General features: G+C 38.8%; 12 protein-coding genes. 1 reads left to right on the top strand and 11 read right to left on the bottom strand.

All coding sequences use genetic code 11. The features are described 5' to 3' along the window. Positions 1-58: 58 nt before the first annotated feature. The 10 genes from E6X37_RS05075 to E6X37_RS05030 all read right to left on the bottom strand — a co-directional run bounded on the left by E6X37_RS05075 (position 59) and on the right by E6X37_RS05030 (position 12,926). The gene (locus E6X37_RS05075; protein ID WP_195394492.1) at positions 59-943 is read right to left on the bottom strand and encodes a LysR family transcriptional regulator; all 885 of its coding nucleotides are present in this window, start codon (positions 941-943) and stop codon (positions 59-61) included. A 222-nt stretch (positions 944-1,165) separates the two neighbouring features. Next, positions 1,166-2,371 carry an MFS transporter gene (locus E6X37_RS05070; protein WP_278607028.1) on the bottom strand — a complete coding sequence of 402 codons (1,206 nt, stop codon included), beginning with the start codon at positions 2,369-2,371 and terminating at the stop codon, positions 1,166-1,168. Positions 2,372-2,662: 291 nt separating this feature from the next. After that, positions 2,663-3,268: a hypothetical protein gene (locus E6X37_RS05065; RefSeq protein WP_021147671.1), complete on the bottom strand. Its 606-nt coding sequence runs from the start codon at positions 3,266-3,268 to the stop codon at positions 2,663-2,665. A 139-nt stretch (positions 3,269-3,407) separates the two neighbouring features. Then, positions 3,408-4,679: a putative porin gene (locus tag E6X37_RS05060; RefSeq protein WP_287506906.1), complete on the bottom strand. Its 1,272-nt coding sequence runs from the start codon at positions 4,677-4,679 to the stop codon at positions 3,408-3,410. 276 nt (positions 4,680-4,955) lie between these two features. After that, positions 4,956-5,558 carry a hypothetical protein gene (locus tag E6X37_RS05055; RefSeq protein WP_287506904.1) on the bottom strand — a complete coding sequence of 201 codons (603 nt, stop codon included), beginning with the start codon at positions 5,556-5,558 and terminating at the stop codon, positions 4,956-4,958. A 324-nt stretch (positions 5,559-5,882) separates the two neighbouring features. Next, positions 5,883-6,554, bottom strand: a complete 672-nt coding sequence (gene narI, locus E6X37_RS05050) for a respiratory nitrate reductase subunit gamma (RefSeq protein WP_287506902.1) — start codon at positions 6,552-6,554, stop codon at positions 5,883-5,885. Next, entirely contained in the window at positions 6,551-7,075 is a 525-nt protein-coding gene (narJ, locus tag E6X37_RS05045; RefSeq protein WP_038125764.1) for a nitrate reductase molybdenum cofactor assembly chaperone, read from the bottom strand. The genes narI and narJ overlap by 4 nt, the downstream gene beginning before the upstream one ends. After that, entirely contained in the window at positions 7,068-8,501 is a 1,434-nt protein-coding gene (gene narH, locus E6X37_RS05040; RefSeq protein WP_038125763.1) for a nitrate reductase subunit beta, read from the bottom strand. Before narH ends, narJ begins: the two co-directional genes overlap by 8 nt. After that, on the bottom strand, positions 8,491-12,168 hold the full coding sequence (locus E6X37_RS05035; RefSeq protein ID WP_287506899.1) for a nitrate reductase subunit alpha: 3,678 nt from the start codon (positions 12,166-12,168) through the stop codon (positions 8,491-8,493). The genes narH and E6X37_RS05035 overlap by 11 nt, the downstream gene beginning before the upstream one ends. Positions 12,169-12,239: 71 nt before the next feature. Further along, a complete protein-coding gene (locus E6X37_RS05030; RefSeq protein ID WP_118091059.1) occupies positions 12,240-12,926 on the bottom strand; it encodes a Crp/Fnr family transcriptional regulator in 687 nt (228 codons plus the stop codon). A 362-nt stretch (positions 12,927-13,288) separates the two neighbouring features. Between E6X37_RS05030 and E6X37_RS05025 the strand changes: the two genes are divergently transcribed. Then, the gene (locus tag E6X37_RS05025) at positions 13,289-14,626 is read left to right on the top strand and encodes an MFS transporter (RefSeq protein WP_287506897.1); all 1,338 of its coding nucleotides are present in this window, start codon (positions 13,289-13,291) and stop codon (positions 14,624-14,626) included. Positions 14,627-15,202: 576 nt separating this feature from the next. On the opposite strand, the gene hemQ is transcribed toward E6X37_RS05025, so the two are convergent. After that, entirely contained in the window at positions 15,203-15,934 is a 732-nt protein-coding gene (hemQ, locus tag E6X37_RS05020; RefSeq protein ID WP_123138389.1) for a hydrogen peroxide-dependent heme synthase, read from the bottom strand. Between the last annotated feature and the right edge of the window lie 151 nt (positions 15,935-16,085).

Genomic DNA, 16,085 nt, shown 5'->3' with positions numbered 1-16,085 from the left:
CAGAAAAAGAAAAAAGTCGTTAGCAAATTGCTAACGGCTTTTTCATTTATAATCTCATTTATAATTTTTCAAGTACCTGCTGGAACATATCTCTGAGTGCTACAATATATGAATTATTTTGATTTCGTTGAGATATAAAGTAGTAGTGGCGTTCCATAGGTTTACCATGATTCATCAATACCTTACGTTCGATACCTGGCATAGGATCTGTTAAATATTTAAAACAATCTAATAGTAATAGCCCTTGCTGCCCTGCAACTAAGTATCGTGCTTCTTCTAACGTACGAGCATAAGCAAAGGCGCCATTATAACCTATAGCTTTGCGATAGTGTTCTTCTTCAGACAAGGTATATTTCCCACGACACAATAAAATAAGTGGTAAATCATCGATATGCTTTAGTTCTACACAGTCTTCATTAGTATATCCTTGTGGTACCTCAATAAATGTAGTAGCTTTATCAATTAAATGACTTTCAAAATCATCAGATAAAATTTGCCATTGATCATTAAACACTACATCTACACGACGATCACTGAGCATGCCATATAGCTCTTCATGACTGCCGCTGTACATACGAATATCTAAATTTTTATAACGCTTTGCCATGTGAATCACCGTTTGCTGCATAGCAATTCCACTGTAACGATTCAAATAACCAATGCGCAAACTCACACGTGCATCTGTACCGATACGCGTCGTTTCTACCTTAATATCATGAAACCGTTCTAATAGTTTTTTCCCAGATCGATATAAATATTGTCCTGCTGGTGTTAGATGAAAGCTTCGTTTTTCTCGAACCATTAGTTCAACACCAAGACTAGTTTCAAGAGCTTTTATTTGCTGAGATATAGCAGATTGAGATACATATTGCTCTGTTGCAGCTTGTGTAAAACTGTTGTTATCTACTACACACACAAAATACTCTAATTGTTTTAATAACATAACGATGCACTCTCATCTCTTTTATCGATTAGACAGACTAATATCTTTAAAACATTTCGCAACTTACCGCCCTCCACGCATTGGAGTTTGCCATACGTAACTTTTACATATTATCTGTATATTATCTATATATTTTTTATATATTATCTATACATTATCTATATAATATCTATACATATTACTAATCATAGTTAACTATATCTAACTGTGAAAACTACTCAGCTATAATGATTTACTTTCACTGGGAATAATTAAACTGCGATAAATAAATAGCGCCGCTACAAAGAATATAGCTGCTGTAGACCAAAAGACCGCCCCGTACCCAAAGGCACGAGCAATCATGCCACTAAGGACAGGCCCCAATACATTTCCCATCATGGCCACACTGGACACCGTACCAAACACGATACCTCGCCGCTCAATAGGAACCGCCTTGGATATGAGCGTATTGGCAATCGGTGTAATAAAACCCATGAAGAATCCTGCAATGGCACGGAATATTCCAAGGCCCCATATACTAGGCATTATATATTGAAGTATAAACAAAGTCCCTACAGCCCATGTAGCAGTAAAAACAATACGAGGCATGGTTAAACGTTCTGTTATCTTGCCAATGGAGATTGAAGCTAAAGCACTAAACAAACCGGCGCCAAAGATGATTATACCAACAATAGTAGCTACAAACTCATCATTCATATGCATATAGTGCTTAATGTATAGTGGTAAAATGGGACCAATACCAGTAATACCAAAATTACATAAGAACAATAATCCTACCAAGAGGCGAACTCGAGGTATGACCAAAAAGGATTTAATTAGAGACAGCTGCGACTCTCTAGCATCTACCTTATGCTCAAACTGTAGATTAGGCATGAATAGATAAATTCCCAACATACAAAGCCCTGTTAAGGCTGAGAACATAACAAATGGTGCACGATAACCTAATAAGTCCGCCACCAAACCACCCATGAGTGGTCCAAAAACGAGGCCCATAACCATGGAGGCTTGATATAAACCCATTGCCCAAGGTACCTTATTTTCAGGGGTTACGAGAATAATAATAGCCAATCCTATTGGAACATAGCCCCCTACCACACCTTGCAATATACGTAACATTAATAACTGCCATGGTGTTTGTGTAAAAGCACAGGCGCCAACAGTCACCATTAGGGTAAACAAGATGAACATCATTACCTTACGTGGACCAAGCTGATTTGCCTTACGCGACCAATAGGGAGCACTAAGAGCCACCATACAAGGCGTTACACCTGATACAAGACCTGCCCACATGGCCGCTTCCCCTGGATCATGCAGGCCTAGCTCAGCTAAAAATAACGGAAGGAAGGATAATACACCGATAATTGTTATACCCCCACCAACCTGTATAGTACAGATTAGGTATATAATTCGTTTCCAAGAAGAATCCATAATATCCTTCTTTCTTATTTGAAATTACCTATAAAGGTAGTAATATACATATCGATATGAGCTAAAGAATACTATAATACAAAAGAAATGTTTATAGAACAGATTTTTAATCTTACCTCAAAAGAATGCAACAGCATATATTTACATAAATCCATAGAATATATACTTATAATTCTATTGTATCGCAAACAACCTAAAAAGACCATCGCTTATACCCATAAGGGTCAGCGATGGTCTTTTTTATCGTGTGATTCTCCTACTTTTACCAAAGAAAGAGATGCCTACGATATATTATTTTTGTTTGAACATCCAATAAATATAGTAAATAACAAGCGCATAAGTCACTACGTCAAACACAGGTAAGAATGGCACCATTTTAGATAAACGTCCAAATCCATGAACATGGATATTTGCCGCAATAATAGCAACAAGATTCAAGCGATGAATCCAGATTGCTTTTTTACGAGATACAGATTTTGCCATATTCCCTACCCAAGGTGTTAAGTATAATATCGCAAAGATAAGAGCAATAAACATAGCCACAAGGGAAATATAACCACCCCAGAATCCTAAGAAGGATTTCAAAGCTTTCAAGAAGTATACATACCAGTGTGCACATACGAGAACCACACTAACAATACCTACGATGCGATGAATTTCAAACATTTCTTTTGGATTGTATCGTTTGATAAACCATTTTGGTTTTGTTGCAATGTATGTTAATACAAGCCATGCAACATAAGGAATAAGGCCTAAGTGAACCTTCCAATTGCCGAATGATCTACCACCTGTTACATAACCATATTCCACCATGCCCATAAATATTAAGGATAAAACTGCAATCCAAATTAAAATATGGTATTTACTCTTAAACTGTTTTTTTACAACTTCTGCCATAATAAACCTCTCTATGTCTTATACAATCTACAAGTATACATCTAGTTTGGCCTAATGGTAGCATGCTAATAAAACACTCTCACCCTATAGCATTCTACTTAGAACTAATTACTGATTAACTTAAAATCCAATCATTAAATTAGAATTTGAAGTTAAGATCCGCACGATAGTAATCATTTACGCGATTGCCTTCTTGTGTTTTAGCATTGAAGCCGTAGTATGCATTAATGCCGATATTTTTCTCTGGTGCGTAGGATACACCTAATTGCCATGCTTTATAGCCTTCATACCGTGTTTTCTTTAATAAATCATTAGATTCATATTTTTGTGTTTTAAATACAGGTGCATTCTTAGCTTGATCAAAGTAATCTAATCGGATAGCCCAAGAGTTCTTCTTATTAATTTTATAGTCGCCCCATTTAACGCCAACGTTCCAAATATCGGAATCACTCAAGCCAGATGCTTTTACCCACTCGCCATCAATACCGAATTTACCAATATTATACTTAGCATTAAATCCATATACATTATCGAATTCGTTATTTTTCTTGCCATTACCCATACGTACATTCGTTGTACCTACATGAGCAAACATACCACCAAAACCAAAGCGATCATTAACAGCTACATTAGCATTGATAAGACCTACATCACCATTATCAGCTTTACTAGTCTTAGCAAAACGACCTGCTGTCATGTAACCATAAGCGCCATTTAATGTAACTTTATCACCAAGCTTAGCTGTAGCGCCTACCCCATCAAAGTTAGAGCTATAAATCAAGCCACCACCAAATTTTTGAGTATAGCGACCCGCATCGACCACAACATTTTTACCGAATTTGTGCTCTACATATGCTAAATCCCAATTAGCTTGTGCCTCTTTAGAGCTATCACCTAGCTCAATAGAACCTGATGTAATACGGGCTTTAACAGAGGTATTTTTATTAACCTTTGCGTCGAGACCTAAACGTACACGAGCTGTGATCTTATCTTCGTAATCATAACCATCGCCACCCTCTTTACCGATATAATTGATACGAGCATCACCAGTAACTTTTACATTGCCTACGCGGTCTTCCAATTTAGCTACACGCACACCAAGTGTATTCAATTCATTGGAAAACTCATCAGCCAAGCGATTTAACATAGCTTGTTGTTCCGCATTTGCCCGATCTTGATTAGCCATACCTTTCGCAATCATTTGGGCCATTTCATAACGAGTAATGTTATTTTGGCCTTTGAAAGTACCATCAGGATATCCATTGATAATACCAGCTGTAGCCAATTGATCTACTGCTTGATAAGCCCAACTATCAGAAGGAACATCAGAAAATGGGTTAACAGCAAAAGCTGTAGCCACACCCATCATGGCAGCCACTGCAAAAGCACTGGTCATTTTACGTTTAATCATACTAAACCTCACACAATAAAATAACAAGAATAAAAATGAATAGATAATGAATCTGTGAACCTAATTATCATTATCATGTTTAACATACAGATAATAACAATTTTCATTATATGAGTAAAGGGAAAATGTATATCAATCTCACAATCATTTATGACTCAAACTGATAATATCCTATGTTAAGATCCTATGTTAAGATCCTATGTTAATTTACTAGAAACTATAAATGTAACGAAAAATCCCTTCTGCATGATACAGAAGGGATTCTAGTAATTCATATTATTTCTTTTTAAATATCAAGTAAATGCAGTAAAGAACGAGACCGTATGTAATGATATCAAACACTTGTAAAAATGGCACCATTTTAGAAATACGATTAAAACCATGAATATGGATATCTGCAGCAACAAGTGCTACAAGATTTAATCGATGTAACCAAATACCTACATTACGACCAGATGGTGTAACCTTTCTAAGTTTTGGAGTTAAAAATGCAAGGCCAGAGATTGTAGCAATACCAAAGGAGGTAAGAGCCACATATCCGCCCCACCAACCCAGGATGGATTTAGCCGCTTTACCAAAATAGAGATATAAATGGAATGCAATAACAGCTACAGTGGCAATACCTAATGCACGGTGTACCTTATACATGTCACCTAAATTATAGCGGCTTGTAAACCATTTAGGGCGAGTCGTTAAATAGGTCATGACGATCCATACACACCATGGCACAAGCCCCGTATACACTTTATAGTTACCAAAGGCACGACCGCCTGCGATGTAACCCCACTCTAATAAACCGATCATAACTAAGGAGAAAATAGCAATCCATACAAAGATATGGTAAATACTTTTTTTCTGTTTTGTTTCAACTTGATTCATCATATACCTCTCGAAAATAATACCTAAAAAATTCAATCTATACGATATAGTTTATCATTTAAATCGAATTTTGTAGATTACTTATATTAGATACATAGTATATATTATAAGAATAATTCTAAATTAAAATACTTATTATAGTCATTCTAAGCTTATTACAATGAATAAATTTCTTCTCTACAGGGAATACATTGTAATCTACTAATACAGAATCGGTAAATAAAAAGCCCCTCATAGTTGTGAGCATATGCTTTCACCACTACAAGGGGCCATAGATTAATGAATCCTATTATATATAGGCATACAAATTAATCATCATCCTAATTATTTTTGATCTCGTTTACGATAAATGATAAACGGACGTGTTAAGTAGTTGAGTGGAACACTCAAGCAGTGTACCAAACGGCTGAATGGGAAGATAATAGCAACCACCATCCATGCCAACATGTGGAATTTAAACATGAATGGTACGCCTTCCATCAAGGATGGATCAGGCATAAAGGATAGTAAGCTACGGAACCATGGGCCGATGGATACACGGTAGTCAAAGAAGCCAGATGCATTAAGCAATGTACCAGCCATACCACTAAAGATAGCTAATGTTAAGAATAAATATAACCATTTATCAAGGCCAGATGTATTTACTTTCATAGCAGGTACAGTAAAGCGACGTTTCATCAAGAGCAAGAAACCAACGATGAAGATGATACCCGCTACAGCACCCATATATAATGCACCTTCATGGTACATATGGTCATTGATACCCAAAGCTGCAGTCCAAGCTTTAGGTACTAATACACCTACTACGTGACCGCCGATAACGCATAGCAAACCAAAGTGGAACAATGGATTGGCAATACGTAATTGTTTTTTCTCTAAAAATTCACTTGATTTTGTAGTCCAGTTTCTTTCAAAGTAGAAGAAACGAACAAGTGTGCCTACGATTAAGAAGGTAAACGCAATATATGGCAAAGCGCCCCATAAAAATAGATTCATCGTGCACCGTCCTCCAATCCATTTGCAACCGACAATATGATATCAAATAAGAATGCATAGGTCAGTTTTGCTTCGATCAATCGATCCCTAATATATTCTAGCTTTGGTTTACAATAATCATATACTTCACGAGCCTTTTCAGGTTCGATAACTGCACATAACTCTAAAATAGCTGGAATATAGTCAGGCATCTCCTTTGGTAAATCATAGCCATTTTCTAGGAAGAAGGCTTTATATTTAACGAGTTCCTCTGCTTGTTCCCCTGTACCTTGCAATTCGTAAGTCGATAAGTACATCGTCGTATTACGGCTGAAGTCAAAGATACGTACGTATTGGTCTTCAAAGGCCTTACGATCCGTTTCTTCAATGTAATCAAAGAACTCTAGCAATCCTTGGCGAAGCTGAGGATGCTCAACAGAGTAAGTATCCTCTTTCCATTCACCAAGTTCATTGTACCAAGATTCATCTGGATACCGAAGCAAAAAAGAAGCAATGAGAGCTATTTTTTGTGCATCATCCATTATGGCAACCCCCTGTCGGGCATGCAAAACCACGATTGTGTTGCATTTCTAAGCGACCTTCGCGAGATACATTAACATCGGATGGGATAACAAAACGATCATTATATTTAGACAAGGCTAACAATTTGTACATAGCATACATTTGCTCTTCTGTAAGATCTACTTCATGAGCGATTGCTTCATCACCTGTTTCACGGCGACGCATGTATTCACGCATATCGAGAATGCGTTGTAATACACGAGCTAAAATATCTGTATTACCAGCAGTAAACATATTAGCTAAGTATTGTACAGGCACGCGCATTTCATGTGCATCTGGCAAGTATACATCAGATGTAACACGTTGTAAGATTGGGCTGAGCGGTGGCACATACCAAACCATTGGCAATGTGCGATACTCTGGATGCAATGGCAATGCAACGCCCCATTCTTTTACAAGCTTGTAAACAGGAGATTTTTTAGCTGCTTTCAAGAATGCTTCAGAGATACCTGCTTCGCGAGCGGCTTTAATAACCTCTGGGTCATTAGGATCCAAGATCAAATCTACTGTATTTTGGTAAATTTCTTGTTCATCCTTCGTAGCTGCCATTTCTTGAACTTTGTCCATATCGTATAAAACTACACCAACATAGCGCATACGACCTACACATGTTTCAGCGCAAATTTGAGGCAAGCCATTTTCCAAACGAGGGTAACAGAATACACATTTTTCAGCTTTATTTGTTTCCCAGTTATAGAAGATTTTTTTGTATGGGCAAGATGGAACGCAATGTCTCCAACCGCGGCATACATCTTGAGAAACAAGTACAACACCATCTTCATCACGCTTGTAGATGGCTCCGGATGGACATGCTGCTACACATGCAGGATTCAAACAGTGGTTACAAAGACGTGGTAAATAACGCATGAATACTTCTTCGTAGTCAAATACGATATCATCACCCATCTTAGCCAAGTTCACATCTTCCCGTGCATGATGACCACCAGCCAAATCATCATCCCAGTTAGGGCCCCATGTTACTTCCATTTTTTGCTTTGTTAACAAAGAACGAGGACGTGCTACAGGTTGATTATTTTTACGACCGGTATGAATTAATGTTTCATAATCGTATGTCCAAGGTTCAAAGTAATCCGTAATTTCTGGTTGTTCTGGATGATAGAACAACTTCATCAATCGAGAGCCTTTAGAGCCTGTGGAAAGCGCCAAATTACCGCTTTTATCGAGAGTCCAGCCACCCTTCCATTTCTCTTGGTTTTCCCAATTACGTGGGTAACCCACGCCAGGGCGGGTTTCCACGTTATTAAAGTACATATATTCCGCGCCTTCGCGGTTCGTCCATGTATTTTTACAAGTAATAGAGCATGTATGACAGCCTAAACACTTGTCCAAATTTAGGACCATGGATACTTGAGCTTTAATCTTCAAGCCAATCCACCTCCTTCAATTTACGAGCCACAATTGTCATATCACGTTGGTTACCAGTTGGGCCATAGTAGTTAAAGCCATAGCTCAATTGACCATAACCGCCGATCATGTGTGTCGGCTTCATGTGAATATGAGTTGGCGCATTGTGTGTACCACCGCGACGATCTTTCTTAACTTGCGTACCAGGAACGTTGATGTGACGGTCTTGGGAGTGATGCATATAAGAAATGCCACGAGGAATACGTGGAGATACAACTGCACGAGCTGCAACTACACCATTTTTATTGAAAGCTTCTACCCAGTCGTTATCTTTAACACCAATTTCTGCTGCATCATCTTCGTTAAGCCAAATTGTTTGGCCACCGCGGAATAATGTCAACATTTGTTGGCTATCAAAGTACATACTATGTGTAGACCACTTATTATGTGGAGTTAAGTATTTCAATGTAATTTCTGGAATACCTTCTTGTTTATAATCACCTTGTACTGGTTTATATGACAATACAGGTTTGTACAATGCCATAGCTTCGCCATAGTCGCGCATCATTTCATGATCACAATAGAACGATTGACGACCTGTTACAGTACGGAATGGTACCTTATCTTCTGTAGATGTTGTAAATGGAGAATAACGACGGTTTTTATCGTTCTTACCAGTACTTGTTACAGAGCTAATGATAAAGCGTGGTTGACGAACCATGTCATCGAAGGTAATTTTTTCTTGTTCGCGACCTTTTGCATTCTTTTCAAGCCCAGAAAGACCTGTTTTTTCTTCCATCGCTTTCCAAGAACGAACCGCTAATTTACCATTTGTACAAGAAGATAATGTTAATACAACATTACAAGCTTCCTTACATTCGTAAATGCTTGGACGGCCATGAGAAATGAAGTCTGGATTATCAATCGTACCATTTTGAGCATACAATGTTTGATATTCGTCAGATACATCCCACGCCAAACCGTGAGCACCCATTTTATTTTCGATATTAGGTCCTAAAGCAATGTATTTTTCAAAGATTTGACTGTAATCGCGTTTTACATGAACGAGGTTCGGCATTGTTTTACCAGGGATTGGTTCACATTCGCCTTTACTCCAATCAAGAACTTTACCTTCTGGTTGCGCTACTTCGCCTGGGCTATCATGGCCAAGTGGAGTAGCTACAATATCTTCATATTCTGTAAAGCCAGATTCTTTTGCTACGCGAGATACTGTTTCTGCAAGGGTACGGAATGTATCCCAGTCAGATTTAGTTTCCCATGCGCAATCAACAGCAGCTTGGAATACATGTACATATGGATGCATATCTGTGGAAGACAAGTCTTCTTTTTCATACCATGTAGCCGCTGGGAACACGATATCAGAATATAAACCTGTAGACGCCATACGGAAGTCGATATCAATTAAGAGATCAAGCTTACCCGCACCATCTGCTTCGCGCCATTTAATTTCTTCTGGACGCGTAGGAGCATCATCATCTTCCAATACGGCATTTTTTGTGCCTAATAAATGTTTCAAGAAGTACTCATGACCTTTAGAAGAGGAGCCAATAAGGTTCGCACGCCATACAAATAAGTTGCGAGGGTGGTTTTCTTTAGCTGCAGGATCCTCTACGCAGAATTGTAAATCTTTATTTTTCAAGGCTTGTGCTACATATTGGTTGATTTCTGCTTCTGTACTAGCACCGGCTGCGCGAGCATCATTAATCAATTCTTGGCTACCTTTATTGAAAGTAGGATAAGATGGCAACCAGCCTAAACGAGCTGCTAATACATTGTAATCCCCAGGATGACGATAGCGAGGTTTAGCCAATTTAGATACGCGGTCTGCCAAATCGATGCAGTCAGAACGATATTGCTCTGTAGCAAAGTAGAACCAAGATGTACCATTTTGCAAACGAGGAGCCTTACTCCAGTCATTAGCAGTCATGATACCACCCCAACCTTCAACAGGACGAAGCTTTTCTTGACCTACGTAGTGGGCCCAACCACCACCGTTAACACCTTCTGTACCACAGAACATGATAAGGTTCAAAATAGTGCGGTAAATAACATCGGCATGGTACCAGTGGTTGATACCACCGCCCATGATAATCATGGAACGACCTTTCGTTTTTTCTGCATTATCTGCAAACTCACGTGCTGTAGCAATAGCAATGTCCGCTTTTACGCCAGTGATTTTTTCTTGCCATGTAGGTGTATAAGGTGTGTCGTCAGTATAAGCTGTCGCCACCTCACCACCGATACCGCGGTCAATACCATAGTTAGCAAGAATAAGATCGTATACAGTAGTCACTTTCACAGGACCATCAACAGTTTGTACTGTAATAGTTGGAATAGCGCGTTCAATAATGCCTTCATGTTCTTCATCACCAAAGTACGGCAATTTAACAATCGTCACATCTTCACGTTGATCAAATACGGATAAACGAGGATCGATTTTAGCCCCTGTATCACGATTTTCAAGACGTAAATTCCATTTTTCAGGATGTGTGTGACGTTCACCCATTGTACCATTAGGAACAACGATTTCATTTGTTAGTTCATCAATCAATACCATTTGGAAGTCAGCGCCTTCCTCTTGGCGGCCTAAGTCCTTAGCATTCAAGAAACGGCCTGGTTGAACTGTTCCGTTGATGTCTTCAACGCGTACAAGGAATGGCATATCTGTAAACTCTTTTGCATACTCTTTAAAGTATGGAGTTTCTTTGTCGATGTAATATTCTTTTAAAATAACGTGACCCATAGACATAGCAAGCGCCGCATCGGTGCCAGCTTTTACATTGAGCCATGCATCGGAAGATGTGGTAGATTCCGCATAGTCAGGAGACACGGATACCACTTTAGTTCCTTTATAACGAACCTCTGTCAAGAAGTGAGCATCTGGCGTACGAGTTAACGGTACGTTAGAACCCCACGTCATGATGTAACCAGCATTATACCAGTCACCAGATTCAGGTGTATCAGTTTGTTCACCCCAAACTTGAGGGCTGGAAGGTGGCAAATCGGCATACCAGTCATAGAAGGACAATGGTGTACCACCCATCAAGTTAAGGAAACGAGCCCCTGCTGCATAGGACAACATGGACATCGCAGGAATTACCGAGAATCCTGCGTTGCGGTCAGGACCGTAAGTTTTTGCTGTATATAGTAAGGATGCTGCAGTGATTTCTGTTGCTTCATCCCATGTGGAGCGCACAAAGCCACCCATACCACGGGCAGACTTATATTTTTTCGCTTTTTCAGGATCTTCTACGATAGATTTCCAAGCTTCAATTGGGTTCTTAGCATTCTTCTTTGCTTCTCTCCAAAGCTCAGCCAATTCGCCACGTACATAAGGATATTTTACGCGCAAAGGGCTATAGAGATACCAAGAGAAGGTCGCACCACGAGGGCACCCACGTGGTTCGTAATCCGGCATATCATCTGGTGTTTCAGGGTAATCAGTTGCTTGATTTTCCCAAGCTACAACACCATTTTTAACATAAATGTTCCAGCTACAAGAACCAGTACAGTTTACACCATGAGTCGTACGGACTACTTTATCGTAGGACCAACGGTCACGATAAAAATTTTCCCACTCGCGACCACCATCTTCTGTGATTTGATGACCACTTGGAGATACTTCCTTCTTGCGAAGAAACTTAAACTTTTGAGACAACAAGCTCATCTCGTGTCCTCCTTCAAAACTACAAAAAAATCCCTTGTGCTAGATGTGCTAACACAAGGGAGAAAATCCTGTTATTCGATATTACTAATATTAGGGTCGATACCATCAACCTCTAAATCAAGTAATCCGATTAAAGCGTCAAAATCACAGATTACTAGATGGTGTTTGTCATAGGCTACATAGCCTAACTTACGTAACTCACTTAACATGCGATTTAAACTTTCTCTTGATGTGGCAGCAAACTCAGCCAACTCTTGATTTGTTAGGGCAATATCAATAAAGATACCATCCTCGCGCTTTACACCATAACTATTGGCTAAGCGCAACAAGGTAGAATAGAATGCTCCCTTCTTGCCATAAAGTAGCAAGTCCCGGTATTTTGCCTGTTGACGACGCATATGTAAAGTGTAGATTTTCATCATTGCAATGGCCAATGAATGGTCTTTTGCAATAGCCCCTTCCAACACATCATAGCGTATACAATAAACAGAGCAATCCTCCCGAGCAATGGCGTTGAACACATATGTTCTAGTGTTCTCCTCATACAACGGAACCTCACCAATTACATTATTCGGTCCTACTAAACGCAACGCAAAAATGTGTCCGCTAGCTTCGAACTTTTTAATGCTCATTCTACCTTTTACTACTACGTAAAAGTATTCTGCCTTGTCCCCCTCACGGAAGAGAAAATCACCTTTTTTAAGATGTAGTTCCTCACCCGGCAAAGCAAGCAATTGGTTAATTAAATTTTGATCCATACCATTATCACTCCACAGTACTTTTATAACAAAATCCATTAGTTATACTAATCTATTTATAGTAAAAGCACCTATACTATATACTTTTTCGTATATATAAGATTATTATAACTTATTAATTTCAGAATATGTGTGTTTTACATCACATTCACAAAAAAAATTACACTATATAATATATCTGTGATGTAAGACATTGAAAAATATTAATGCTACAATAATTATAACGCAATTTGTAAGCAAATCGAATACTTTCTATAGGATTTTTTTAGATTTTATTATTTATATATACTTTATATATAATTTTAATATATTTTTCTTGTCTTATCTGCGTGTATAGTTGTTACAGTAAGGAGAAGTTCAAAATGAACGAACTAAAAATGCCTCAAGTAGGTGCAAGCCGTAGCGAAATCGTGGCTAATTGGCAACCGGAAAATCCGGAATTTTGGGAAAAGTTTGGCAAAAAAATTGCTAAACAAAACCTCGTTATATCCACCATTGCCTTAACACTTTCATTCTGTGTTTGGTACTTATGGGCAACCATTGCGGCTCAGCTAAATAGCGCTGGATTTAACTTTACTACAGATCAATTATTTACATTAGCTGCCTTACCAGGCCTTGTAGGTGCTACATTGCGATTTGTATACACATACATGCCAGCCTTAATCGGTGGTAAAAACTGGACATTTATTTCCACACTTATTTTATTAGTTCCTGTTGTATGGCTCGGCTTTGCCGTTCAAGATACAACAACTTCTTATACGACATTCATGATTTTGACTGCCCTTATCGGTTTAGCGGGCGGCAACTTCTCGTCCTCCATGGCGTACATTGGCAACTTCTTCCCTAAATCCGAAAAAGGTACTGCTCTTGGTATCAACGGCGGCGTTGGTAATCTTGGTATTTCTGTAATCTACTTCCTAGCTCCATTTGCTATGGGATCTGCCGCTTTAGGTAGTGTATTTGGCGTAACGCCAGCAATTATTAAGGGCAACGCAGTATATCTAGCTAATGCTGCTTTCATGTGGGTTGTACCTCTTGTAGTTATCCTTGCATTGATGACACGTTTCATGGATAACTTACCTCTAGAAAAACCAAATCCTAAAAATCTAGTACAAATCTTTGGTAACAAACACACTTGGGCTCTTACATTACTTTATACATGTTCCTTCGGTGCTTTCTCTGGTTATGCAGCAGCACTTGGTCTATTAGTAGGTAAAGAATTCCCAGAAGTACCATTTGCTTCTATCGCATTCGTAGGTCCACTTGTATCAGGTGCACTTCGTCCTGTAGGTGGTTGGTTAGCAGACAAAATTAACAGCGGTACAAAAGTTACCTTTGTAAGCCTTCTCGGTCTATGTGTAACAACAGCGCTAATTGCAGTTGGCGTAGATATGCACAACTTCCCATTCTTCTTTGCTATGTCCGTGTTGACCTTCGTAAGCTGTGGTTTCGCAACAGGTGCAACATTCCGTATGATTCCACACGTATTTGGCAATCCGCTATTATCCTCTTTAATCACTGGCTTCGTAGCTGCCGTAGCTGCATACGGTGCCTTTATTACACCTAAAATCTTCGGCTTTGTATATTCCACATTTGGTAATATCCATCCAGCCTTTGCTGTACTATTAGCCTTCAACATCGTAACTGTAGCAGTATGCTACTGGTTCTATGTGCGTAAAAGCGCAAATATGAATGTATAATTTTCTGGGAAACAGAAAATTTACGTTCACTCAACGGTACAACAAAATATAATTCACTTTTCTTAACTAAGTGATAAAAGAAACCCCGCATCTCTCCTCCATACTTATCAGGTCTGCGGCCTAGGGCCTTGACCTCGTAAGTCGGATAGATGCGGGGTTCTCTTTTAGCAGTCCATTCATTCTAATTTGACGATATATACCTTTATCTCTATAATATAAATAGATAGTCAGACGAGTAGGAACGTCAGGCGCATCTCAAAAACTAATTATCTAGGAAATGGCCTTTCTGTTTATCTAATTACACTTGGTAACGGAGGGCTATTTGCTTTTTGTGAGGCAAATAAGCGCTATAAGTGCTCCAAAGGAAATGACTAGCGTCAAGATTCCAGTAATAACTGTAATAAGTTCAAAGTCACTCATAAGCTCACCCCCTTCTATAACGAAGAGAGGCCCAACCTCGCCGACTACCTTAACAACATTATAAATCGAACGAATATACGATACAACAAGCAGTTATTTATCGATATATATGAATTAAATAATAACAAAAAGGGACTGCCAAGCAGTCCCTTTTTATTATCCAAAAATTTCTTCTAGTAGTGCATCGTCGATGATGGTACCAACGTAGAAGTCGCTGAAGATGCCGTATTTTGCACTGGCTTCTTCGAAGCGCATATCGTATACGATTTTTTTGAATTGGATGTCGTCGTTACTAAAGATAGTAATACCCCATTCCCAGTCGTCTAGGCCACAGCCACCAGTAGTGAATTCAGATAATACATCCAAGTATGTTTTACCAAGTTCACCGTGAGCTTTCATCAAAGCACCGCGCTCTTGCAGTGGTAACATGAACCAATTGTCATCACCTTCGCGTTTTTTACTCATATTATAAAAACAGATATATTTATCGCGAGGTACATGAGGATATAATTTTTGATTAACCTCCTCTGTATCTAACTTGGCCTTAACATAGGTGCTTACTTCTGTTACAGAAGTATAAGAATAAGTTTGCACCAACACGCTTGCAATAGCTAAACGACGGAATTTACGTTCTACTTGAGCCAAGTATTCAAGGGATGGACCGAGAATCCATAAGATTAAATCCCCTTTTGCTCCATTACAATCATAGAATGCATAGCTACCTTCTTTAGCTTGATGTTTAGCTTCAAGGTCGGCTAAGAATGCTTTTAATTCATTGCGCGCTGCTGCTTTTTCATCCTCTGTGAAGCAGTTCCATGCGCTGAAATCCATGGCGAATACCATGTGTTGGCTATGCCAACCTTCTACTGTAGGGATTGCTTTTCCCATTATGATCACTCCTATCTATGGTGATTATATCAAAATAATAATGTATATCTATAATTACGGAAATCAAAAGACTCCACTTACTATTATAGCATATAGAGTCTTTTCAATTTAGTTTCTATTGAGATTTTTTATTAGTATATTCTTTAGTTAA

This window comes from Veillonella parvula (assembly GCF_032550495.1).
Taxonomy (GTDB): Bacteria; Bacillota; Negativicutes; order Veillonellales; family Veillonellaceae; genus Veillonella; species Veillonella parvula_G.
The sequence above is the reverse complement of the archived record's forward strand: the minus strand, read 5'-3'. Positions and strand labels throughout refer to the sequence as shown.